Raw genomic sequence first — 24,176 nt, forward strand, 5'->3', positions numbered from 1 at the left:
ACATTTTATGATAGAGTGCCTTTTCTTTTTTGGCTAGAATATCGCTCAAATACCCTCGAGAAATATTTTACACTTACAAAACATCTTGCCGATCATTTAATCGGCATAGCTGGCAATTTCTCCAATGGTTTTATTGTATTGTTTCTCGTAAAAGAATTGCCGTAAACAATCATTTTCAGCAATAGTCTTACGTTTATCCCCTGGAAATTCGATGTAGATGGCATGTTTTTGATTCCGATGAAAGCGTGCAAATACGTCAAGCATACTATTTTCACAAGATACCACGATCGACCGGATCCCATTAATCGGCGTATCTCCTTGGTATCGTTTTAATAAAAATCGCATAAATACATAGTATCGTTGCTTCCAATCCATTCGATTTTCCTTCAGCAAAAACAGAAACAGCAAGAATGAACTTAATGTAAACGGAAAAATAAATAACTGCAATACCAAAAACACAAGGCAGACAACGAATGAAATAACCAGCACCGAATGATATGCTGTCCGATAAGCTAAAAACGATGAAAGCAGTAAAAACAGAATTTTCCCACCGTCAAGCGGCCAAAGTGGCAATAAATTGAACAACATAATTAGCGTGTTGTAATGGACCATTATGATAATAACGGATGACGGGAAGAGCTCATTCATTGCGATGATCTGTATGATCCCGTATATAAGAACATGCTGCAATGGTCCGGCAATGGTGACAAGTATTTCTTCAAGTATTGGACGGTTTCCATGTTCATCCGTATCCATCACACCACCGAAGATCCACAGCATGATGCTGCGAATCCGCCATTTAAAGACCTTTGCCATGGTATAATGTCCCAATTCATGGATCAGTACGATCGACAGAATGATCATTAACTCGGTAAATGTCCCGGTAACGAATGAAATCGCAATAAATACTAGGAGAATGGGATGAATATGAATCGCCGGTAAATAGTTATGGCGTGTCATTGACTTTGATTACCTGTACCGGGTCCATATATTGGTTATCCTTTTCAATCGCAAAAAACACGGTCTTGTTCGTTTCATCCGGCTCAAATTCTCCAAGGGTCTGGTGATCGGTTACATGCTGATATAAATGCACATCGATCGAATCCAGATAACCATATGTTGATGTGCTCCCATCCGTATGCTGTACAATGACTGTTTTATCCGTCTTACGGTCATTCCCGGCAAACACAACAACACCCTCGCGTAACACAGCAACTTCCGCCGAGTCTTTTGGCGCAATCATGATCCCCGAGCCATTCACCTGGAAGGACTCTTCTACTGTCCCATTCACAGGGAGGGCTAATGCTTCCACTGCCTCGGAATGATTTTCGCTTGTCTTATCCTCGGGCGCCAATGCTAGCGGTTCGCCAAACGTTTCCTGATACCACTGGTTCGCCTTGGCAAACGGAAACTCCTTTGTTAACGCTGTGGTTGTCCATTTTACCGGTTTTTGGAACGCTTCGGAATCTGTCTGATAGATAAGTGCTGTACCAAAAAATAAGATAACAGCCAATATCCCCTTCAGCATCATCCCGGATACCCACTTGCCCCGATTTGCCTTATGGGACGATCCTAAACCATCAGGCAGTGTCGGGTAGTACCCATGCTTTTCCTCCTCCTGGGGAAAAACCGGACTTATTTTCTTGTGCTCCAGCCCTTTAGTGGATAAGGTACGCTGGTTTTTTTTACGCTGTTCGATTGATTTACGTACTTGTTTGACCCTTTCGCTCATTCTCCTCATTCCTTCAACAGACTTTTTACCATTGTATGTGAAGGCGGGACAAGTTATGTGAAGAAAAACGTTCACGACTATTCCGTTGTCAGATTGTTAGAAATCAGCGAGACAGCTGATTTCTATATTCCCGAAGCATGAAGACCTAATACAACATATGGAACCATTATAATACTATCTTCTTTGCGGTTTTCGGAATCTCATTTCACGAGTAAAAATAACCTAATAAGAGTATTCCACCGATAATAGGTAATAGCATCCATTACTTTTAAATGAATGATCACCAGTAAAAGAATGAAAATATTCAACTGTCTAACCGTTCCATTTAATCAAACAATTTTTTCACTTTATTCACGGTGTACCCGCTTCCGCCACGGTTACTGATATCTTCAATCATCATTACAATCAGCAAATCTTCGTCTTCATAGTCATAAGCAACAAACCAGCCATTCTCTTTTCCATTTTTCTCTTCCCTCGATGATTTAAGTTCTGCTGTCCCTGTTTTTCCTGCAATCGTAAGGTTTTCCCGCACTGGGTTGTATGCGGATCCCTGTTCATTTTCCACAATACGGCGTAACCCTTCTGAAATAATTGCTGTATCTTCCGCCGGAGTTACCTCTTCCTGCCACACGGCACGTGGCTCTTCCTGATATTCTAAAGTTGGGGCTAACATATCGCCATCGTTCAAAAATGACGTAAAGGCGGCAGCCAGGTGAACAGGAGACATTAACATTTGTCCTTGTCCATAACCGGTATCAGCAAGAAGAATATCCTTATCCAACCCGTCATTTGCTATTTTAGACTTGTTTATCGGGAATTCATATGGTATTTTTTCTTCAAACCCAAATTTGTGCAACCCTTCTGTAAAATTAGCTTTACCTGTATCAAGTGCAGCTTGCGCAAAATAAATATTGTCTGATGTCAGCAATGCATCCGCAAGATTGACTTCTGTTAAACGATCTGAGACGCGTGTCACTTCATATCCTCCCCAGCTGGCATCCGGCTGCCAACTTCGACCTTCAATCGTTTTCTTTTCTCCAGCCTTCAAACTGCCGTTATTTAGCGCAATGGAAGCAGTAATTGGCTTTATGGTAGATCCAGGAGCGTAGCGCTTATTAAATTTTGCGGAAAAAGGAGACCGGGGATCATCATTTGCTTTTTCAAACTCTCCTTCAGGCCAACCAAACACAAAATAATTGGGATTGTAAGCCGGTGTACTTACAAGTCCAAGTGTTTCTCCTGTTTTCGGATGCAGTGCTACACCAGCACCAGAATCTCCATCCATTTCCTTGAACATTTTCTTTTGAAAATCGGCATCAATCGTGGTGATTACATCCTCTCCGTCTTCCTTTTCTTTTTCAGCAATGATTTCCCCACTCTCCGGGATATAAATCTTCCAGCCTCTAGTTCCGTGCAATTTTTCTTCATAGATATTCTCCAGACCAGAACTGCCCACTACCGACCCGTTACCATATTCACCCGATGGCAATTCATCCAGATCCTCGTCATTTACTTCTCTAATATAACCGGTCAGATGAGCGGCTTTTTCAGCAAGTGGGTAGAAGCGGGAAGTAGTTTTTTGCGTCATAACACCTGCACTTTCTACTAATTCTTCTGCCATTTCATCCTCCCCCGGCTTGAGTTTAGTAATTGGAACGAAGGTTTCATCCGTAACCCATTCAGCGTCAAGTGCTGTTTCGATTTCTACCTTAGATACATCTATCAGCTCGGATACTTCAGCTATTGTATCGTCATCCATTTTCCCAGGTACAATACCTACTTCATCAACAGCAGCATTTATCGCCAGGCCCTGTTCGTTCCGGTCCAGAATTTCACCGCGCATAGGTTCTTCGGAAATCACGCGAATAGTTTCCCCATCATCCAGTTTTGGGAAAATAAATGAAGAATCCCATTTCACCTTCCACGTATCACCTTCTTCTGTTTTCTCTTCAACCAAAGAAGCATCCCCATTAAAAATGACCTCTCCCGCGATGGTGTTCATCGTTACCTTATACGGACGAGGCGCTTTCTCATCCTTATCCTCTTCAGAGACATCTACGGCTTCCACAGTCAGGTTTTCGGCCTTAATTGCTTCATAAATGGTCTGATAACGCTTCACAAAGTTCTCTTTATCTATTTCTTCTTTCGTCTCTTTTGAAATATAGGTATACATTTCTGCAAAATCCTTATCATTCCATGCAGCAACAAACTTGTCCATTATATCTTCCTGTGTCTCCTGGTTCGAGCAGGCCCCAAGAGCAACAACAAGAAGTAATAGCCACACATATCTTTTCATTTCATCCCTCCATTTGTACCAAAACTCAAATATAAAAGCTTCCGATCTGTTACGAGCTTAACTATATAAAAGTGTGCTTCCATATGAATTACACTTGTAATCACATACTACACCTGTAATCAAAACGTGTCAACAAACAATTTAAATGCTGATTGTGATGAGGAAAGTAGTTTGTCTCCATCTTACAAGAATTGCATACCAATAAAGTGAAACTTCATTCAGTGGGAGGTCCGACGCACTTAGACGTGCTAGTGCAGGCTGAGCACAGAATCGGACCTTTGTCATGCAGTTGATCCCCGCTTATCCTTTTTAGCTCCACCACCTCAAAATTTTGAAGTGGGGATCTTACTGCCCATTAAGGCGGGATAAAGCGGGGTTAGAAGAAATTTATAATTTCCTGGACGATTAAAAAAGCAGCGGCGAATGCGCAAATCATTCGTCACTGCTTGTACGTCTAAAAGAGGCTCAATACACGCTACTAATATATGAAAATCTAAGACCGTATACGGAAAAATTTCTTCACTTGTTGGAGTACCCCTTTTTTCTCCTCGAAGGATTGTAATGGTACAGCTTCGCCAAGAATTCTTCTAGCAATATTGCGATAGCTGATCGATGCTTTGGAATTTGGATGAAAGGCTACTGGTTCTCCTTTGTGTGATGCCTTGATGACCTCATCATCATCAATCACAATACCTATCAAATCGATGGATAGTATTTGAATGATTTCATCAATATCCAGCATATCCCCGTTTTTCACCATATGATTGCGGATCCGATTAACTACCAGCTGTGGTGACTCCATATCCTCTTTTTCCAGCAGGCCAATAATTCGGTCAGCATCCCGGACACTTGCTTTTTCTGGAGTGGTGACAACAATTGCCCGGTCAGCACCGGCGACGGCATTTTGAAATCCTTGCTCAATTCCCGCTGGACAATCGATGATAATGTAATCAAATTCTTGTTTTAATTCCGCGATAATTTTTTTCATATACTCCGTTGTACCAGCCGCTTTGTCACTTGTCTGGGAAGCGGGAAGCAGTGATAAGTACTCAAACCGTTTATCTTTAATAAGCGCCTGTTTCAGTTTACAGCGCTCTTCAAACACATCGACAATATCAAAGATAATCCGGTTTTCCAGTCCCATTGCCACATCAAGATTACGCAAGCCAATGTCCATATCAATTAAGCAAACCTTTTTATTTAGCAAAGCTAAGGCTGTACCAATATTAGCGGTGGAAGTAGTTTTTCCCACTCCGCCTTTACCCGAAGTAACGACAATTGCCTCACCCATTTAGCATTCTCCTTTCAAACCCATTTAAATCTTTTCGTCTATGTGAAAGAACTTGCAGCCGGTCAATAATAATTTTATCCTTTGCTTCATCAATAAGGCCGCATTCCATGTACACACCAGCCGATTCATAATCTGGGGCACGGCTGATATAATCGGCTATTCGAAGTTGACTGGGCTTCATATAGGATGCGGCAATAACAGCGTTCCTGTCTCCTGTTACACCTGCATGGGCAATACCCCGCAAGTTTCCCATGATGTATATATTTCCAGTAGAGACAACCTTTCCACCCGGATTGACATCCCCAATTAAAAGCAGGTCACCGGTTACCTCCAGTACTTGGCCGGAGCGAATAATTTTATTTAACGCTTTTACTTCACTTTCTTCTTTTAAGGACAATGCTTCCTCTTTTGTGATGACATTGGATTCAAATGACTGCACGTCAAAATGATTATCGTTACTAATTAACTTCTGTAATTGCATTGTTTGTTCAGGATTTAAAAAACGATTACCCAATTTTACAGTAACAGCTACGCTTGGATCTTCTTTATTGGGATGCTCCGTAAGCTTCTCCCTAAGTTCGAGGTACGCATCCTCAAACGAGCAGGAATCATCAATAAATAGCGTCAGACCATCCCTTGTACCTTTTATCGTTATTAGTTGTTTACGTTCACGCAATACACGTTCACCTCGTTCGTTCCATTTACACATCCTGGACCGCTGCTTATACTCAAGTGCGTAGTTGCTCTTCTCTCCATTTCTCCAATGGCTTTTTCACTAAGGGATATAGCACCAGTAAAAAGAGTAAATTCGCCAAAACAGTCGGAATAAAACGGTAAATGAAATAATGATGGAATGTCGTCTCCGTGATATCAATTACCGAATATATAATATAAATGAGCATATCCGATAGCATGATACCGATGAATCCCAGCAGTAATGTTACATAAAAATTGGCGTGCAATAATTTTTTTAACCCATGCACAATATAAATAACCAAAGCGTATATAAACATATAAACGCCGAGAATTCCTGTATACACGATATCAATCAGCAACCCAAAAATAACAGCGTAGAGCACGGATGTATATGTATTCTCTTTATCGTAGAATATCGTAACACACACTAGAAAAATGAATGCCCAGTGCGGAATAATTAACAGCTCGCCAGTTACCAGACGAGCCGGTAATAGTTCAAGTGCAACACCTTCCAGAATCACAATCAGGAAAAGAATCAATGGTAATAACAATCGCTTCATTATTCATTATCCCCCTGATCTTGTTTCGCCTCATCCTTATCAGTAAGGTCACGATCGACCACAATTACATGATTTATTTCGTACATGTTAGCGGCTGGTTTAATCAGCGCGGTTTGTGTTAATCCATACTCATCAGGGACAACCTTTTTCACTGTGCCAATTGTAAGACCAGCTGGAAAGACACCGCCCATTCCCGATGATACGACGACTTCTCCTTTTTTAAGGTCTTTATCCGATTCATCGATAATTTTAAACAATAGGGAATTGCTTTCTTCATCAAATTCTTCAATCAAACCAAATACGTTCTTCTTTTTACCCTCACGTGAAATGGTCGCCGATATCCGGTTAAACTGGTCAAAGCCGGTAAGCAGTTGTACCGTGGATGAGAATGCAGATACGCTCTGGATTTTCCCAATCATACCGTCCGCTGTAATAACGGCCATATTTTTTTTGACACCGTCCTGTGTTCCTTTGTTGATCGTCACTTGATCAACCCAGCGTTCTGGTGTACGTGACATAACCCTTGCCTGAATCGGATGAAAGTCCCGAATGGATTCCGTTTTGTCCAACGTTTTATGCAGCTCTTTGTTTTCCTCTTTTATTTCCTGAACTTCATAAATTAAACTTTTATATTCCGCCAATTTTTCCTTTAACAACTGGTTTTCCTTATAGGTATTCTTTACATCGTCTATATTGGAAAATATATCCGTTACAAACTTGACTGGTGTATGAATCACACTTTGGACCATACCTACCGTGTCTTTAATAAACTGTTCCGGAGTGGACAAATTATCCCTGTCTTTAAGTGAGAAACCAATCAAGGCAACCAAAATAATAAAGCCAATTAAAATAATAAATAAGCGTTTTTTTCTAAAAAATGGCATAAAAACACAACCTTATTCAACGGTGGGACGAGTGGATACACTTGGATGGCTGCGGAAATGCTGAATGTATTCTAATGATTTACCTGTACCAATGGCCACACTGTCGAGCGGCTCATCCGCGACAAATGCAGGCATTTTCGTCTCGTCACTTATTACTTGATCAATATTATTTAATAACGAACCACCACCAGTGAGAACAATCCCGCGATCCATAATATCGGCTGCCAGCTCAGGAGGTGTCTTTTCCAGCGTAACTTTCACCGCATTGATAATGTCATTTACCGTATCTGCCAGCGAATCCGCCACCTCTTTGGCTGTTACGGTAATTGTTTTAGGCAGGCCTGTCAGCATATCTCGTCCACGTATGTCCAGCTCTTTATTTTCTTTTACTTCGCCTGCCGTTCCAATATCCAGCTTGATTGACTCCGCTGATCGTTCCCCAATCATTAAATTATACGTTTTGCGGATATATTGGGTGATGGCATCATCCATATTATCACCAGCAGTCCGAATCGACTGGCTGGTCACAATTCCCCCCAACGAAATGACAGCTACTTCCGTTGTTCCACCACCAATATCAACGATCATACTGCCAGTTGGTTCCCAAACCGGGAGGCCAGCACCAATCGCTGCGGCAAATGGTTCGGCGATCGGAAAAGCATCCTTTGCGCCAGCTTGTTTCGTCGCATCGATGACAGCCCGTTCTTCTACCATGGTAATCCCTGATGGAACACAAATCATCACATTTGGTTTCTTGACAAATGCCGAACGCTTTCGCATCGCCTTTTTAATATAATACTTCATCATCACGGCTGTGGTATCGTAATCGGCAATGACACCATCTTTCATTGGCCGAATAACGGTAATATTTCCTGGTGTTCTGCCAATCATATTTCGAGCAGAGCTTCCAACCGCTTCGACATCACCGGTTGCAACATTTTTTGCCACAACCGATGGCTCTCTTAGCACAACCCCTTTTCCTTTAACAAAAACAAGGGTATTTGCCGTCCCCAAATCTATTCCTAAGTCCTGTGACAAACTAAATCTTCCCAAATGAATCTCCCTTTCCAATTTAAGCCTACATAAATTGTTCAAAAAGTTATTTACCGTACGCGTCATCCTCTTACAGGTTAACTATATCGATTTGTTTCGTTTCATGCAATGCATACTAACCAATCTATTTTAACATTTCATTGGCATAAAGTAACTTTTTTTCACCTATTCTAAATCATAATAAGCGCCAGTTCAAATACAAGATTGAAATGGCGCCAATTTGTTAGTTGTCTATCATATTATACGAAAAAAATAAAGAAATAGATAGTGTAATTTTCACTATAAGTATCCTTTTTCCTTTAACGATGCAAATTTACGGTCCCCAATGACGAGATGATCGAGCACTTCAATTCCGATCATTTTTCCGGATTCAACTAACCGGCGTGTTACATGAATATCTTCATGGGAAGGGGTCGGATCGCCTGAGGGATGGTTATGAGCGCAAATGATGGAGGCGGCAGATCGTTTAACTGCCTCGCGAAAGACCTCACGCGGATGGACAATTGATGCGTTAAGGCTGCCGACAAATATTGTCTGTCGATGGATAATCTGGTTCTTCGTATTAAGGAACAGCACGACAAAATGTTCCTGGTTCAGCCCCCGCATCTCCTCCATAATATAATCCGCTCCATCCTTAGGTGAGCGAATAACGTAACGATCAAGCGGTTTGAATTGGTTCATCCGTTTACCTAGCTCTATTGCCGCCAGCAGCAGGACCCCTTTTGCCGGGCCAATACCCTTAATTGCTGTCAGTTCCTCGAACGTTGCTTCCGTTAATAAAGTCAGCCCCTCGAAATGGGTTAGTAATCGTTGAGCTAAAACCATTACCGATTCTTCTTTTGTCCCACTCGCCAGCAGAATAGCAAACAGCTCCTGATTCGATAATTGCTTCGGCCCAAGCGTTACTAAACGTTCACGTGGCCGCTCCTCTTTTGGTACATCCTTAATCATAATGGTTGGTGCCTGCATCACACAATTCCCCCTTTTTATTGGTAACCTAATCGTAGCGGTTAATCGGTTTTTCAACAAATAGGTGAAATTGTGTTTCCAGGCTATTTTTATTCGGTAAAACATCATTTTACGCTAAGGGAAAAATGCATTTTACAGCCGAATTAAGGACGTAAATCGTAAAAATAGGCATAATCTGAAAATCTGCTTACTTGGAGTTACTGCGCCAATTTGCTGTTATACAATTAACAGCGAAAGAACACAGGCGGTCTTTCGTGTTTTATCGGCGGGTTGGATTCGTTTATCGGCGGTTTTCCGCGATTTAACGGCGGTTTCGAAACTTTTATCGGCGGTTCCATTTTTCACTGATTTCATGACCAAAACCTGTTTCTGTATGCCCCGGCTTATTCCTGAGCAGCTGCTAATTTTTCATATTGCTGCCATTGTTCCAGGAGAAATGTTTGCTCCGCGTTGTTCCCATCGGTCATTTCCTTAAACGATGCAGCTAACTGCTTTTGAAAAGCGGCCAAATGGCTTGCTTGCTTTGGAAAATCATTCATTAACTTTTGCCAAGCTTCTGTATCCAATTCGTTTTCACTGCTTAACAAATGAACAGAATCGTTCCATCTATCCACGAACGCTTGGAGCCATTTTTGTTCTTGGTCTGTTCCCTCGATATCTGCCTCTTCTGTGCTCCACTCTTTTATATAAATATCTTCATCAGTAAAATCAGCAGCAAGCGCCTTCGCTTGTTCCTCTGTCTCTGCAAGTCCAGCTAATAGCGTAAACTGACCCTCACGCTCCCAGATGGCAGCCGGGTGTTCTGCCTGCTGAAATGTTTCAACCCATTGTTTCGCATTGTCCTGTGTCGAGAATACGCCACCCTGTAAGACAAAGGCACTTAATGAAGGCAATGTCATACTTGAACCTTGAGCAGTCGTCTTTGATGCATCACTTTCAGAACCGGTACCAGCCAAATTTTGCTGTCCGGATTCACCATTTGTTTGATAGCCAATTCCGTTAAACATGTTTAGCATAATAAATCCAAGAAGTCCCCCCACGACAACAGCAGAAAGGATCGCCACTAAAATTGGTTTCAGGTTTAGGTGCCGCCCTTTTTGCCCTTTCCCAAATAACCTATACCCCTTATGTTTATCAGGAAAGGAGTGTGATCGTTCAAATGTGGGGATGGAATCATCATTTTTCGTATGTTCCACAGTAGATGCCTGTTCATCACGAATAACCCGACGACGTTTACGGCGGTCTTGTCCAAATTTCGTCTGTTTTTTATTATTCATCCAAATTACGATCGGTTTTCTTAGCTTCACGTTCTCGCCTCACTTTGCTGCTTTTTTTTCACTCTAGCACAGCTCTATCAAAAAGTAAGGCGAGTTTTGTCACACCTGTTAAAAAACGTTCAACATAAACGGTCAAGATTTTTCGGACTGTACTTATCACGCATCTCGTTTTTTCTGCGTAAAGTAATTCCGAACCTCCAGGATAAAGTTTAGCGAGCCAGTTATAAATACACATGTATCTGGTGACATAGGTTCATTTAACTGGTTAAGTGCATCATGCCAATTTTCGCTAACCATGAACGTTTCCCTTCCGGCAGCTTGAAACAAAGCGGCAGCGCTAATGGCTCTTGGATGATCAAATGATGTTAGTGTAATTGATGAAAAATATGGACGTAGTTGATCAAGCATGGTTACTAATTCCTTGTCTTTAAACCCGGCAAAAATCAATTTTCGATTGCGATTCGGATAGTGCGCCAGCATTGTTTCAATAAAGGATTGGGTCCCCGCTACGTTATGTGCACCGTCAATAATGACAGGCGGCTGTTGCTGTACCAATTCAAACCTGCCAGCAACATGGGTCTTTGCCATCGCATCAAGTGCCTTCTTCCAATTCATTGGATAGTGTTTGTCATCCAAAAGAAATAATGCCATGATAGCGAGGGAGGCATTTTGGCGTTGATGGTGACCTTGCATGGTTAACGTAACATCTCTTGATATGGCACCATCTGTCCAAACGAAAGCGGATGACGAATCAGCCGTTGAATCCGCATCCGTGATCCAAAAATCCCGAGCATACTGGTACATCAGCGCATGATTTCGCTGTGCTTCATGCGCGATGACGTCGAATGCTTCAGCTTCTACATCACCAACAATTACAGGTCGCATCCATTTAATAATTCCTGCTTTATGGGCAGCGATTTCTTTTATGGTATTACCCAAAAAAGCCATATGATCCCTGGCTACATTTGTTATAATGGAAAATAAGGGATTAATGCAATTCGTTGTATCTTCTCTGCCTCCCATTCCTGTTTCTATCAGTGCCAGATCAACCTGACTAGCAAAGGAAACAAATGCGAGCGCAGTGATAATCTCAAATTCCGTTGGATGATTGCCCTGTTTATCCAGCGTCTGTATAGCCGGATACATATCATTTAAGCATTTCATAAAGGCGGTTTTTGTTATGGAACGATCATCCAGCCAGATATACCCGGTCAGACCATGAAAACTTGGTGATGTAAAAACGCCAACACGATAATCATTGGCCAATAGGGCATCCTTCAAATAATGAACCGTCGAACCTTTACCATTCGTTCCAGCGACATGGACTGCCTTGAGTTTGTTTTGCGGATTGTCCAGTAACTGTAATAATTGTTGCATGCGACTCAGACCTGGCTTCATGCCAAATTGCTTTCGGTTCGCAAAAAATCTGCTAACCTGTTGAAAATTGTCAAACATATGTACACCGCTTTTCCAATCAAAATAACACCTATTATTATAGCAAGAATTCGGATGAAAAAATACTTAAATAAGAGGGAATAAAGGCGAGGGCGTGGATATCGACTGTATACGAGGAAACTTCGACCTAAATGCGGGGACATCAACCGGATATGTGGAAACTTCAACCTAGATACGGGGGCATCAACTGGATATGAGGAAACTTCAACCTAGATACGGGGGCATCAACCAGATACGAGGAAACTTCAACCTAGATACGGGGGTATCAACCGGATATGAGGAAACTTCAACCTAGATACGGGGGCATCAACCAGATACGAGGAAATATCGACCTAAATGCGTGGACATCAACCAGATACGAGGAAATATCGACCTAAATGCGTGGACATCAACCAGATGCGAGGAAACTTCGACCTATATGCGTGGACATCAACCAGGTGCGAGGAAACTTCGACCTATATGCGTGGACATCAACCAGATACGAGGAAATATCGACCTAAATGCGTGGGCATCAACCAGATACGAAGAAACTTCGACCTAAATGCGTGGACATCAACCAGATGCGAGGAAACTTCGACCTATATGCGTGGACATCAACCGGATACGAGGAAACTTCAACCTAGATACGTGGGCATCAACCAGATACGAGGAAATATCGACCTAAATGCGTGGGCATCAACCAGATGCGAAGAAACTTCGACCTAAATGCGTGGACATCAACCAGGTGCGAGGAAACTTCGACCTAAATGCGTGGACATCAACCAGATACAAGGAAACTTCGACCTAAATGCGCGGGCTTCAACCGAATACAGGAAAACATCGACCTAAGAACCCGCATATCAACCCGGGAATAGCCCTTGCATTTTCATGCGCTTTAAGAAAGGAATCTACCTATGAACCTAACCGGATGGATTATTTATAATGGACAATTACCAGGGGACAAGTTCCGTGACTTTGCCCAATGGCTGCAACGGGCAGCTGCCAAACAAGCTATCCAAACACACATCTATCAGAATAATGAGCTGCTTACCTATATCAGCACGCAGCAGCTTCATGTCATTGGCGAGACCATCTTACCAGATTTTGTTATTTTTACAGACAAAGATATTTATTTGGCGAAACAGCTGGAATTGTTAGGTGTGCGGGTGTTTAACCGCGCCGATACGATTGCGGTCAGCGATGATAAAATTGCCACCTATCAAGTATTAGCCCAACATCAGCTGCCAATACCAAAGACCATTATTGCACCCAAAGTATTTTTTGATTCGGCAACGATTTCAACAGAGCATGTATCAGCTATTATCAAACAGCTCGGACTCCCTATGATCATGAAAGAAGCATATGGATCGTTTGGGGAACAAGTGTATCTCGTTCACTCTGAAAAAGAAATATATGCCAAAATCAAAGCAATCGCCGACAGACCCTTTGTATTTCAAGAATTTATCAAAACGAGTTATGGCAAAGACATAAGGCTGCATGTTGTTGGCGACAGCGTAGTTGCAGCGATGACCCGCCATGCTACCGATGATTTTCGGGCAAATGTAACAGCTGGTGGCACCATGAAAGCATATCAGCCAACCGAACAGGAAGAATCGCTCGCGATTGCCGCCGCCAAAGCAATAGACGCCGACTTTGCGGGAGTTGACTTATTATTTGGCCTCGATGGTACGCCAATTATCTGTGAAATAAACTCGAATGCTCATATTCGTAACATGTATACTAGCACAAACATCAATGTTGCCGATTTTATTATCCACTATATCAAGAAACAATATATCAATAAGGAAGATGTAACATGAGTTTTGACGGCTGGCTCTTATACAAAAGAAAAGATGCAATCGAAAACCAAGCGTATATTGACTGGTTTGTGGAAGAAGCCCATCTCGCAGGCATGTCCCTTACACTTGTCTGCCGAGAAGATCTAACCATCGGCATTATCGATCAAAAACGCTCGGTTCTTATTAAAAATCAACCGGTAAAGCTACCTGATTATGCAGTTAGCCGTACGATTGACCACCTGTTAAGTCTGCAGCTGGAGGCACTTGAGATAACTGTCTTTAATGCAGCCCATATAGCAGCCATGTGCAATAATAAAGCATTAACCCACCAGTATATCTGTGACCTTCAGATACCCATGGTTGATACCATATTTCTGGAGCGTGCCAGTATGCCACTAAAACCGCCACTTCCCTATCCTTTCGTGCTCAAGGAAACCGGAGGGCATGGTGGTCAGCAGGTTTACTATATAGCACATCAGGCTGCGTGGGAAGAGCACAAAGCAACTATTTCCGGCAATCAAGTCATTATTCAGGCGTGCAATGTCGTATTGGGGAAAGATGTGCGGGTGTTTGTGGTCGGCAAAGAAATCGTCGGTGCAGTATTACGTGAAAATAAAGCGGATTTCCGCGCAAATTATAAACTGGGTGGGTCCGTCACAGGATATAGCCTGAGCCAAAAGGAGACAGCAATGATCAACCGCATCATTCGGCATTTTGATTTTGATATGGTAGGGATTGATTTTCTGATCGATATCGAGGGAAATCTAGTATTTAATGAGGTAGAGGATGTGGTTGGTTCGCGGACATTGAGTATCGTCAGTGATGTCAATATCCTAGAAATTTATTGTCGGCATATGAAAGAAAAACTTTCTATGAAAAAGCAGGAATTCCGTTGATGATGGAGTTCCTGCTTTTTGTTTATATGAACTTACGGGGGCAGTTTTGGGTTAAAATGCTAAAAACAATGACATTAACACACGAATCTACACCGCGTCATCCAGTAATAAGCAGAAACGTGTTTAATAAATTGTCGGTTTAATCGGTTTTTATGCTTTATATCATGGCTCAATGATACACAAAGCCCTCCCACAACCCATCACCAACTGCTTTGATAAAGCAAATAGTTTTTATCCAGGAATTCCGGCTGCATTAATTGTTCAAGTTTATCAGATGTCTGTTTCACTTGATCCAAATATAAAAAATTATAACTGAGGTCCCCAAAATATGGACCGGCCATTCTCGGCAAGATATCCATTGCTTTGGAGTGGTCTCTCAACACCAAACGACAGGATCGATAAAGCTCCTCAAGCTGTTCCAGTGTCACTTCCGACATCGCACCATTATCATCAATACCATTCTGAATGTGTTGTACAAACCACGAATGAATATGGTTCGCCTTTCTCCAATACATCTCTTCCGTTAATAAACTTTCCCATTTATGACCGTAGAATTCAAAATGCTTAATGTAATCTTTTATTGCCAGAAATGTTTCATTGTTTTCCTTTCTTAGGTCAGCTAATTTCAAATTGACTGACAATATTTCTTCCAATTTCATATCTTTTATTCTTGGAGCAGAAAAAAGATACATATCAAGACCCATCATATCACCTGCTTAATGAAATATTAAGTTCATACCCCCTCTTCAGCAGCGATCCTTTCTATAAAATAAACCATCCCATATAATCTAATGTTGGAAATATACGTAAGGAAGTGAAATTCCATGAGGTAAATTGGGGTTGGTAAAAAAGTGGTTAAAAATAGGGGAAATGTACTTACAATTATTCTATCAGCAAAAAGGAGAAATGTCACCATTTTTATGAAAATTTTAGACAACCTTTCTATGAAAAGTATCATCCAAGCCAACATTTAGGCCAATATCATTCACTGCATCTTGGGAAATCAGTGTTCGAGCAGCGCCTGTATCTAACACCAGCCATCATTCCAAATGGTATTAGACTGTCCAATAAATTTTGAGCGTTTTTGGATTTTTTCTTACCCAGAGTGCCATTATCATATTTATATTTCATTCTTAAAACTACAAATACTGCAATCCCACCTACTACAACAGGCAATAAAATACGCAAAATTTCCATAGTAGAACCCATATTAGGAACCTTCTTTCTCTTGTTTTTAACTGATGCAATTTTAACATAACTTATTCTGCTAAATGGCCTGTTTGCGGCAATGATAACAACTTCACCATTAAAATAACTTTTTAAACATACTTTAAAAAATATAATTATTCCAGATAATGGTCAGAAACAGCATTTATTCCGCAACTGCGTCTGTTTGTTTTTATAAACTCATAAGAAACGTAGTAACAATTGCCGCTAATGAAGACCAGATAACAAAAAGCACTGCAGGAAGGTGATGAGATACTTCTCCCTTTATTGCATTAATTAAAGACAAGACGAAACAATATCCAAAAATTATAAATAAAACTGCATATAAGAAAAACAAAGAAACATCCTTTCCATACGTATTACAACAGAATAGCGCCCTTTAGCAGAAATCAAAAATTAGATCAATTTGTACATTAATATTTCATCGATGTATTTTTCATTATTAAATTTCAGTTCCCTAACCCGACGCCCTTCTACTAAAAACCCGAGTTTTTTGTACAAATGAACAGCACGTTCGTTGCTCGCAAAAACAGCCAACCCTATTTTTTCAATTAGTGGATCGTTTCCAGCCCATAGGAGAATTGTATCCATTAAAACTGTACCAACTCCTGTTTCACGCCAATTATTTCTAATAAAAATATCCAACACTCCTATATGTGCCTTCCGTTTTTTCGTCTCGCTTCCAATTCCAACAAAACCGATAATGTTCTTGTTAACTTCGGCAACGAATATGGTGTTCCCGGGTTTATCAAGACTTCCTTGAATTCGTTGCATCTCCTCTGTAATTGTCAGACTAAATTCATCAGATTCAGTCACCATATAAAGATTTTCTTCTGCTATAGATAATTGAATATCTACTAATTGAACAGCGTCATCCAGAATCACCTCTCGAATGACAGCCTCTGATCCATTTTTTAGTTCGACTGTATTCATTCGAACAACCATCCCTTATTTATTTTTTCCAACAATCTGGTCCGATTCAACACTACAGTGCGCAAATCTTTGTTCCAGAATCGATCCCTGTTTGTGTAATAGAGAGACTTCTATTTAATATAGCACTAGCCCTTTGTTTTACAAAGTCCGATAACTTTAAATCACCTAGCACATATAATGAAACTATTTAATGACTGCTCATTGTCATTTGATGTATTCATCAGTTGATAGTAACTATTAACCATTGTTTGTATCATTGGAGGAACCTCGTGGAAGTCTTTACGAATGCTATTCGCATAACTTTTTTCCCACTTTGCGTCTTGTAAATACATAGCATTGACTGTACATTGTTTTTCGATACGGAAATTTGCCTTTTCAAGCAACTCCTGAATTTGTATTTTATGAAACAAATTTTGTATATTTCCATCATTATTTACGAAGTTAGCGTGTAAGGCCAGGATGGAAGCTGCACAAAAATGGGATCGCTGGGTTATGTAAGAAAAGTCAAGATCCCATTCCGCAAAGCATATACGTTTGGCCATTTTTCGCAACTTCTTAAAATAACGGAGTAAATCCTCAGGTCTTTTGAAATACCAAGAACTGTGGGAAAACACTGCTATATCAAATACTTCGTTAGCACAAAATGTTTCAAAATCCATTTCAAAATGAAACGAGATACGTTCTCCCAATGCAGACTTTTTGATCAGGTCTGTTGCCTGTCCCAAACTCAAAGGAGATCCATAATTACGACTGGCAATATCAATTCCGATAATCTTTCCGTTTTTCCCCACTGCGTCAGCTAATGCTACTGTTGTATCGCCTTGACCACAGCCAATTTCTAATATACGCATACCTTTTTTTACCCCAAATGCTTTCACTAAGTCTAATCGATGTTGTAACTGGACTTGCTGAATTTCATCTTCTTCAAATAGCTTGTATGTAGATAAAAACGTTGATAGGGATTCGTTTAATTCAATTGATTTCAATATCATACCTCCAGACTCCAAGTTATCCTTACTTAGGTTCAAAGCTATCTTAAATACTATAATCCTTTACTTTATTTAAGAGATTTCCTCTTCAACTAACTGGCCCGATTCAGGCAAAGTGTTTGTTTCACAACTGCGCCCGTTTGATTAATAAATAATAAACGTGTTTATTAATGCTATAATAACAATAACCAATATGAAGTATCCTTCGCTTACTTTTATATTTCTATTTTTAAATAAGAGTGAAATTACCACTTCTAAAATTTTATAAATAATGAATACTAAAATAGCCAAAGGTATTATCCAGTACCAATTTTCTCTACCTAAGTCTATAAAAGATGCAATTATGCTGGCAGCTAAAAGTCCAACAGAAAGAGATATTAGCCCCACCAAATTTCCCTCATTACGTTCAAAAAGTTTTTTGGACAATATTTTCTTCCCCCTTTATCTCGTCTTAACGGACAGAAGACCCCCACTAAATGAAGTTTCACTTTATTGACCTATACACCCTGTGCAACAAAATGACCTGTTTGTATGATAGGGACGTAATTGTTTATGAAGCAATCGCCATCTCGCAGAAGCACACTTTCTAAAAATACAAAACCATATGATCTACATCAACATATGCATGTTGAAATTTTAATGCCTTTCTATCTGTTCCAAAGCAATCAAAACCCACTGATTTATAAAGATGCTTTGCCACTTGATTCTTAGAAGCAACCGTTAAATACAGCTGTTCAATACCTTCCATGCTTTGTGCTTCTTTCATTGCTTGTACCAGTAATTTCTTCCCAATTCCACAACCGCGTTTTTGAGGAATAACATATGTTGACACTATATTAGCCCTATGGATAAGCTTTTGTTTATTCTCCCTAACAATAGTAATGATGCCTATAAGTTGCGAGTTTTCAAAGGCACCAAATGTAATAGATAGGCCCTGTTCTTTCAATCTGTTTTTATATAGTTCAACTGGTTGTTCTTTTTCTTCCTCATAACTAGTGGCAAATGCTTCTGGATTTTTTTGCAAAGACTCCAGTCTTAACTCAAGGTATTGCTCGACGTCATTTTCTTTTAATTTCCTAATCTCCATCGTAAATCCCCCTGATTAAATATACAAACTCAATTCCTTTCGCTTGCTCAACCATATGACCCGATGCATAAAGTGAAACTTCATTCAGTGGGGGTTCCCTTTCTCCGCCACTGAATGTTAGTTGAACAGAATCGGACCTTTACGGGCAGTTGACCCCCACTTATTTTTTCGTTCCACTTCAAAATCTTGAAGTGGGGGTCTTACTGCCCGTTAAGGCGGGATAAACACGAAGACCTTATAATTATTTTAACATAATTAGTTTCACGACCTAAAAATGATTCAGAAATTTCCCTTAAAAATCTTTGACAAATGTCACATCTCCTTATAAATGTCGCATTAATGGTGTTGTATGCTCGGTTAAACTCACCAAAAAAGGGATGCCAATTCTTTTGCGAATTGCATCCCTTTTTCCGAGAACTGGCCGTGTTATTTTAAACTGCAGCTTCTCTGTTTTACCCTCTTAGTTCTGTTAGTCGTGCCTTTACCTTCGCCTGCTTATCCAAATAATCCTGTTCTTTTTGCTTTTCTTCGTCCACTACTTTTTGTGGTGCTTTCTTGACAAAGTTTTCGTTGGCCAATTTCTTCTGGACACGTTCAACTTCTTTATTCCACTTTTCCAGTTCACTTTCCAGACGTTTGATTTCCTTGTCAAAATCAATTAATCCTTCCAGTGGTAAAAACAGCTCTGCTCCGGTAACGACTGCCGACATGGCTTTATCTGGAACCGTAACTTCCGAAGCGATCACAAGCTCACTTGGGTTACAGAATCGTTCCAAATATTCCCGTTCGCTTTCCAATTCAACTCGTACCCCTTCATCCTCTGCCTGAATCAGTAACCGAATTTGTTTCGACATCGGCGTATTTACTTCCGCGCGAATATTTCGTACGGATTTAATAATCGATACTAGCCGGTTCATCTCACTTGCAGCCTGTTCATCGTGCAGCTCCGCTTTTACCTCTGGCCATTTGGCAATCGTAATGGATTCTCCTTGATGTGGAAGTGCCTGCCAAATCTCTTCGGTGATAAATGGCATGTATGGATGCAGCATGCGCATCGTCTGATCAAGTACAAAGCTGAGCACCGAGCGTGTCGTCTGTTTCTTCGCTTCATCTTCGCCGTATAACGGAATCTTGGCCATTTCAATATACCAGTCACATAGTTCATCCCAGATAAAGTTATACAACGCACGGCCTGCTTCGCCAAATTCGTATTTATTCGTGTTTCGCGTTACCTGCTCGATGGTATCATTTAACCTGGTTAAAATCCATTTATCAGCTAAAGAACGTTCACCAGACAGATCAATATCCTCGTACGTGAAGTTTTCCATATTCATTAACGAAAAGCGGGAAGCATTCCAAACTTTATTTGCAAAATTCCATGTCGATTCTACCTTGCTCCAGTAGAAACGCAAATCCTGTCCTGGCGAAGATCCGGTTAATAGGAAATACCTTAAGGAATCTGCGCCATATTTATCAATAACATCCATTGGGTCAACGCCATTACCGAGCGATTTACTCATTTTGCGCCCCTCTGCATCACGAATTAACCCATGAATTAACACATCGTTAAACGGACGCTCACCAGTGAATTGTTTTGACTGAAAAATCATCCGGGCGACCCAGAAAAAGATAATGTCATACCCGGTCACGAGTACATCGGTGGGGAAATATCGTTTGAAATCCTCTGCATCCAGGTCCGGCCAGCCCATTGTAGAAAACGGCCATAGACCAGAAGAGAACCAGGTATCCAATACATCTTCGTCCTGCTCCCAATTTTCGATATCCTCAGGTGCCTCGCGCCCAACATATACCTCACCAGTCTCCTTATGATACCATGCCGGAATACGGTGCCCCCACCACAGTTGACGGGAAATACACCAATCGCGGATGTTTTCCATCCAATGCAAATAGGTCCGCTCAAAACGTTCGGGAACAAAATGGACCTTTGTCGCTTCATCTTTCTGCAAAGCAACAGCGGCATCGGCCATTGGCTGCATGTTGACAAACCATTGTGTCGATAAATATGGTTCCACCACCGCACCACTGCGCTCCGAATGGCCAACCTGATGGGTGTGATCCTCGATTTTAAACAATACGCCAGCTGCTTGAAGATCCTGAACGATTTGTTTCCGACAATCAAAACGGTCAAGGCCATCATATTTACCGGCCTTTTCATTCATCGTTCCATCTTCGTTCATCACAAGCACCCGTTCGAGATTATGGCGATTTCCCACCTCGAAGTCATTCGGGTCATGTGCCGGTGTAATCTTGACGGCTCCAGAACCAAACTCCATATCAACATAATCATCCGCAACGATTGCAATTTCCCGGCCAACAATTGGCAAAATTGCCTTGCGTCCGACTAAATGCTTGTAACGGTCATCATCCGGATGAACAGCGATTGCTGTATCACCGAGCATCGTTTCAGGACGTGTTGTCGCAATTTCAATATATTCCTCACTATCCTTTAACGGGTAGCGTAAATGATAAAAATGGCCCTGTACTTCCTGATAAATCACCTCAATATCCGAAAGAGCTGTCTTGGTTTTAGGGTCCCAGTTAATGATATACTCCCCGCGATAAATCAATCCCTTTTCATACAGGGTAACAAATACTTCACGAACCGCATTGGATAACCCTTCGTCCATGGTAAACCGTTCCCGGGAATAATCCAGTCCAAGACCTAATTTCTCCCATTGCTGGCGGATGAAATTAGCATATTCCTCTTTCCAATCCCAGACTGTTTCCACAAATTTTTCCCGGCCTAAATCATACCGGCTTTTCCCTTGATCGCGAAGTTTCGCCTCAACTTTTGCCTGGGTAGCAATGCCTGCATGGTCCATTCCAGGCAACCATAGTACATCGTAGCCTTGCATACGTTTCATTCGTGCCACCGTATCCTGCATGGTCGTATCCCACGCGTGTCCCAAGTGCAATTTTCCAGTTACATTTGGTGGCGGAATAACGATCGTAAACGGTTCTTTCGTTTCATCACCAGTTGCTTCAAAAAACTTGCCGTCCAGCCAGAACTGGTAGCGGCCTTTTTCGCTTTCTTGCGGGTTATATTTTGATGGTAAGGCTGATCTTTCCTTGTCACTCACAATTTTTTCCTCCTTTTTTGAATATAAAAAAATCCCTCTCTCCCCATAAAGGACGAAAAGGATTTGTTTCCGTGGTACCACCTTTGTTTACAAATCATTGCTTGCACTTGTACACTCATGCTTGTTAACGGTCAGCAGCCGGCTTTTTTTACTACTCACTAGGGCTTTCAAAAAAGCTGCATCAAGGGCGACCTTCCAGGTAATCTGTTCCTGGGAAATTTTCAGCTACGCATTTCCCTCTCTTTTAGGTGATTATCCTGTACTCCTCCCTATCGTCACATTTGATTATGAAGGATACTCGAAATGTGCTGCATGCTCGCAACACCTTATTACCCATTATTTTATCGATAACCAATCAAAAAAGCAATATAAATGTATCTCACGTTCTGCCATGGCTATGATCATGTGCCAAAAATGATCAAACGTGCGCGTAATGAAATTGCTTTCTCATTCATATTCGCGTTCCTCCAGGCTTAACAGCAAAAGCCTGTAAAGAATGTAGACGCCTATGTAAGATCCGGCAATTAAGAAAAAAGGATTTAAAAATATCGCATGAATCGCCGTCATGAAAACCGTTTTATCTATAATAATTTGATATATCGATAAGGAAGCAATATTCCCAAACACCAAGACGGCTACAATGCTGACTAAATTGTAAATAAACCTTAGTCGTGGCCAAATCTGTTGAGTATAGAACATCAATAAAGGAAGAATGATACTTCCAGCAATTAGCATGATCTTCACGTATACCACCTCACCCAGACCGTTTTTACTAGTATGGACGATATGTATCATCCTATCCAGTAACCGTTGACATACTTTAGACTATTTCCTTTAAGGGAAGAAGAAATGAGCTATAGACGGCATTCTTTTTCAACTAAAGAAAACTGTATTGCGAATGATTCACGAATGTAAAAAACCGCACCGAAACCGCCTTATTAGATAGTCGTCAATAGATAGCAGGCTTAGTGAAATTAATTTGTACGGTTATTCAAATGGACTTTTAATAGTTTTGTCTCACCATCTGCTGTAAATTGGACAGTCTTTAAAACGGGTCCGATTAGATTTTCTTCATTGTCGTCTGCTTGTTTTCTTAAAAGTTCTTCCATACTCTTGACATTAGTTTCCGAGATTTGAACCGAGTAGGTAGTATTTGGATTTACCTTAATAGGTATTTTCTTAGTTCCATTTGCTATTATAATTTCAGGTGTAAGTAAATTAACTGTTTTGCCAGTTTTTTTTGATTTAGGTTCAACAGTCATGTAATAGTATTGATTTTCCTTTTTGTCCACAATTTTTAAAGAAACACGCATTACTTTTGCTTCTTCCTTCTGATCTACTGAATCACCTTGGTTCGAACAACCAATTAAACAAATTACTAATAGAAAAATTAAAAGGGATCTAATCGATATCACTTCCTTATTTTAGTTAATTATTACATTTATGTATGTAGTCTCCATTCCTGTTAATACTATGAAAAAGAACGAAGGAGTGGTTTCATGTTACATTTGGAAACGGATATGGAAGGCAAGCAAATGTCTTTTGGGGAAGCCCAAAAAACGCTGAAAAAGCACGGTTTTAACATGGGTGGCAATTGGGAATATGATAGCGGGATGTTTGATAGTGTCATGCATCGAGAAAATGGAGAAACGTTTTATATCCGAATGCCTTTTCAAGTACTCAAAGGTGAATTAGATAGAAAAGATGCATGGATCGAATTCCAAAAACCCTTTGTCATCAAACATGTTGTTAATATTGGACTCGACAAGGATGAGAATTCGTTACTAACAACATCCGGTTTGAGTCAATTCCAGGAACCTCTTGATACGGATGGTCTTATCCGCGATAAAAGCAAATGGCAAGAATTTGGTGAAGAAGCGATTGGCGATATATTGGATAAATTACGTTGATTAGGTGTCACTTCCCAAGTTTTGTCGAAATGATTGCGCTAA

23 protein-coding genes and 1 other annotated feature are annotated in these 24,176 nt (G+C 40.8%); of the genes, 3 read left to right on the forward strand and 20 right to left on the reverse strand.

Going from position 1 to position 24,176, the window contains the following annotated elements; translation table 11 throughout:
• Window positions 1–96 precede the first annotated feature (96 nt).
• The 11 genes from WMZ97_RS20400 to WMZ97_RS20450 all read right to left on the reverse strand — a co-directional run bounded on the left by WMZ97_RS20400 (window position 97) and on the right by WMZ97_RS20450 (window position 12,213).
• Complete coding sequence (locus WMZ97_RS20400) at window positions 97–960, reverse strand: site-2 protease family protein (RefSeq protein WP_343273949.1); 864 nt, start codon at window positions 958–960, stop codon at window positions 97–99.
• The gene (locus tag WMZ97_RS20405) at window positions 947–1,732 is read right to left on the reverse strand and encodes a M23 family metallopeptidase (protein ID WP_343273950.1); all 786 of its coding nucleotides are present in this window, start codon (window positions 1,730–1,732) and stop codon (window positions 947–949) included. Before WMZ97_RS20405 ends, WMZ97_RS20400 begins: the two co-directional genes overlap by 14 nt.
• A 325-nt stretch (window positions 1,733–2,057) precedes the next feature.
• Complete coding sequence (locus WMZ97_RS20410) at window positions 2,058–4,028, reverse strand: penicillin-binding transpeptidase domain-containing protein (RefSeq protein ID WP_343273951.1); 1,971 nt, start codon at window positions 4,026–4,028, stop codon at window positions 2,058–2,060.
• 493 nt (window positions 4,029–4,521) lie between these two features.
• Window positions 4,522–5,319, reverse strand: coding sequence for a septum site-determining protein MinD (gene minD, locus WMZ97_RS20415; protein WP_343273952.1), 798 nt, complete (start codon window positions 5,317–5,319; stop codon window positions 4,522–4,524).
• Window positions 5,312–6,028 carry a septum site-determining protein MinC gene (gene minC, locus WMZ97_RS20420; RefSeq protein WP_343273953.1) on the reverse strand — a complete coding sequence of 239 codons (717 nt, stop codon included), beginning with the start codon at window positions 6,026–6,028 and terminating at the stop codon, window positions 5,312–5,314. Before minC ends, minD begins: the two co-directional genes overlap by 8 nt.
• Window positions 6,029–6,047: 19 nt before the next feature.
• Window positions 6,048–6,575, reverse strand: coding sequence for a rod shape-determining protein MreD (mreD, locus tag WMZ97_RS20425; protein ID WP_343273954.1), 528 nt, complete (start codon window positions 6,573–6,575; stop codon window positions 6,048–6,050).
• Entirely contained in the window at window positions 6,575–7,459 is an 885-nt protein-coding gene (gene mreC / locus WMZ97_RS20430) for a rod shape-determining protein MreC (protein WP_343273955.1), read from the reverse strand. The genes mreD and mreC overlap by 1 nt, the downstream gene beginning before the upstream one ends.
• A gap of 12 nt (window positions 7,460–7,471) precedes the next feature.
• Entirely contained in the window at window positions 7,472–8,512 is a 1,041-nt protein-coding gene (locus tag WMZ97_RS20435; RefSeq protein WP_343273956.1) for a rod shape-determining protein, read from the reverse strand.
• A gap of 279 nt (window positions 8,513–8,791) precedes the next feature.
• Window positions 8,792–9,481, reverse strand: a complete 690-nt coding sequence (gene radC / locus WMZ97_RS20440; RefSeq protein WP_343273957.1) for a RadC family protein — start codon at window positions 9,479–9,481, stop codon at window positions 8,792–8,794.
• 383 nt (window positions 9,482–9,864) lie between these two features.
• Complete coding sequence (locus tag WMZ97_RS20445) at window positions 9,865–10,788, reverse strand: hypothetical protein (RefSeq protein ID WP_343273958.1); 924 nt, start codon at window positions 10,786–10,788, stop codon at window positions 9,865–9,867.
• A gap of 126 nt (window positions 10,789–10,914) precedes the next feature.
• Window positions 10,915–12,213: a bifunctional folylpolyglutamate synthase/dihydrofolate synthase gene (locus WMZ97_RS20450; RefSeq protein ID WP_343273959.1), complete on the reverse strand. Its 1,299-nt coding sequence runs from the start codon at window positions 12,211–12,213 to the stop codon at window positions 10,915–10,917.
• Between the two features lie 893 nt (window positions 12,214–13,106).
• Between WMZ97_RS20450 and WMZ97_RS20455 the strand changes: the two genes are divergently transcribed.
• The gene (locus WMZ97_RS20455) at window positions 13,107–14,012 is read left to right on the forward strand and encodes an ATP-grasp domain-containing protein (protein WP_343273960.1); all 906 of its coding nucleotides are present in this window, start codon (window positions 13,107–13,109) and stop codon (window positions 14,010–14,012) included.
• Window positions 14,009–14,887, forward strand: coding sequence for an ATP-grasp domain-containing protein (locus WMZ97_RS20460; protein ID WP_343273961.1), 879 nt, complete (start codon window positions 14,009–14,011; stop codon window positions 14,885–14,887). The genes WMZ97_RS20455 and WMZ97_RS20460 overlap by 4 nt, the downstream gene beginning before the upstream one ends.
• A 200-nt stretch (window positions 14,888–15,087) precedes the next feature.
• Here WMZ97_RS20460 and WMZ97_RS20465 read toward each other — a convergent pair whose 3' ends face one another.
• From WMZ97_RS20465 to WMZ97_RS20505, 9 genes are all read right to left on the reverse strand, one after another.
• Entirely contained in the window at window positions 15,088–15,594 is a 507-nt protein-coding gene (locus WMZ97_RS20465; RefSeq protein ID WP_343273962.1) for a hypothetical protein, read from the reverse strand.
• Window positions 15,595–15,868: 274 nt separating this feature from the next.
• On the reverse strand, window positions 15,869–16,096 hold the full coding sequence (locus WMZ97_RS20470) for a hypothetical protein (protein WP_343273979.1): 228 nt from the start codon (window positions 16,094–16,096) through the stop codon (window positions 15,869–15,871).
• A gap of 414 nt (window positions 16,097–16,510) precedes the next feature.
• A complete protein-coding gene (locus WMZ97_RS20475; protein WP_343273963.1) occupies window positions 16,511–17,047 on the reverse strand; it encodes a GNAT family N-acetyltransferase in 537 nt (178 codons plus the stop codon).
• 161 nt (window positions 17,048–17,208) lie between these two features.
• Window positions 17,209–18,033 carry a class I SAM-dependent methyltransferase gene (locus WMZ97_RS20480; protein ID WP_343273964.1) on the reverse strand — a complete coding sequence of 275 codons (825 nt, stop codon included), beginning with the start codon at window positions 18,031–18,033 and terminating at the stop codon, window positions 17,209–17,211.
• A gap of 147 nt (window positions 18,034–18,180) precedes the next feature.
• Window positions 18,181–18,462, reverse strand: a complete 282-nt coding sequence (locus WMZ97_RS20485) for a hypothetical protein (protein WP_343273965.1) — start codon at window positions 18,460–18,462, stop codon at window positions 18,181–18,183.
• Between the two features lie 160 nt (window positions 18,463–18,622).
• A complete protein-coding gene (locus WMZ97_RS20490; RefSeq protein ID WP_343273966.1) occupies window positions 18,623–19,123 on the reverse strand; it encodes a GNAT family N-acetyltransferase in 501 nt (166 codons plus the stop codon).
• Between the two features lie 452 nt (window positions 19,124–19,575).
• Window positions 19,576–22,224 (reverse strand): valine--tRNA ligase, encoded by a 2,649-nt coding sequence (locus WMZ97_RS20495; RefSeq protein ID WP_343273967.1) that lies wholly within the window; start codon window positions 22,222–22,224, stop codon window positions 19,576–19,578.
• A gap of 45 nt (window positions 22,225–22,269) precedes the next feature.
• Window positions 22,270–22,509, reverse strand: a binding site (T-box leader).
• Between the two features lie 162 nt (window positions 22,510–22,671).
• Window positions 22,672–22,959 carry a transposase gene (locus WMZ97_RS20500; RefSeq protein WP_343273978.1) on the reverse strand — a complete coding sequence of 96 codons (288 nt, stop codon included), beginning with the start codon at window positions 22,957–22,959 and terminating at the stop codon, window positions 22,672–22,674.
• A 239-nt stretch (window positions 22,960–23,198) separates the two neighbouring features.
• The gene (locus WMZ97_RS20505; protein ID WP_343273968.1) at window positions 23,199–23,537 is read right to left on the reverse strand and encodes a hypothetical protein; all 339 of its coding nucleotides are present in this window, start codon (window positions 23,535–23,537) and stop codon (window positions 23,199–23,201) included.
• Window positions 23,538–23,723: 186 nt separating this feature from the next.
• Here WMZ97_RS20505 and WMZ97_RS20510 point away from each other — a divergent pair, with 186 nt between their 5' ends.
• Window positions 23,724–24,134 carry a YugN family protein gene (locus WMZ97_RS20510; protein ID WP_343273969.1) on the forward strand — a complete coding sequence of 137 codons (411 nt, stop codon included), beginning with the start codon at window positions 23,724–23,726 and terminating at the stop codon, window positions 24,132–24,134.
• The last annotated feature ends 42 nt before the right edge of the window (window positions 24,135–24,176 follow it).

The organism is Lentibacillus songyuanensis (assembly GCF_039548255.1).
Lineage (GTDB): Bacteria > Bacillota > Bacilli > Bacillales > Amphibacillaceae > Lentibacillus_C > Lentibacillus_C songyuanensis.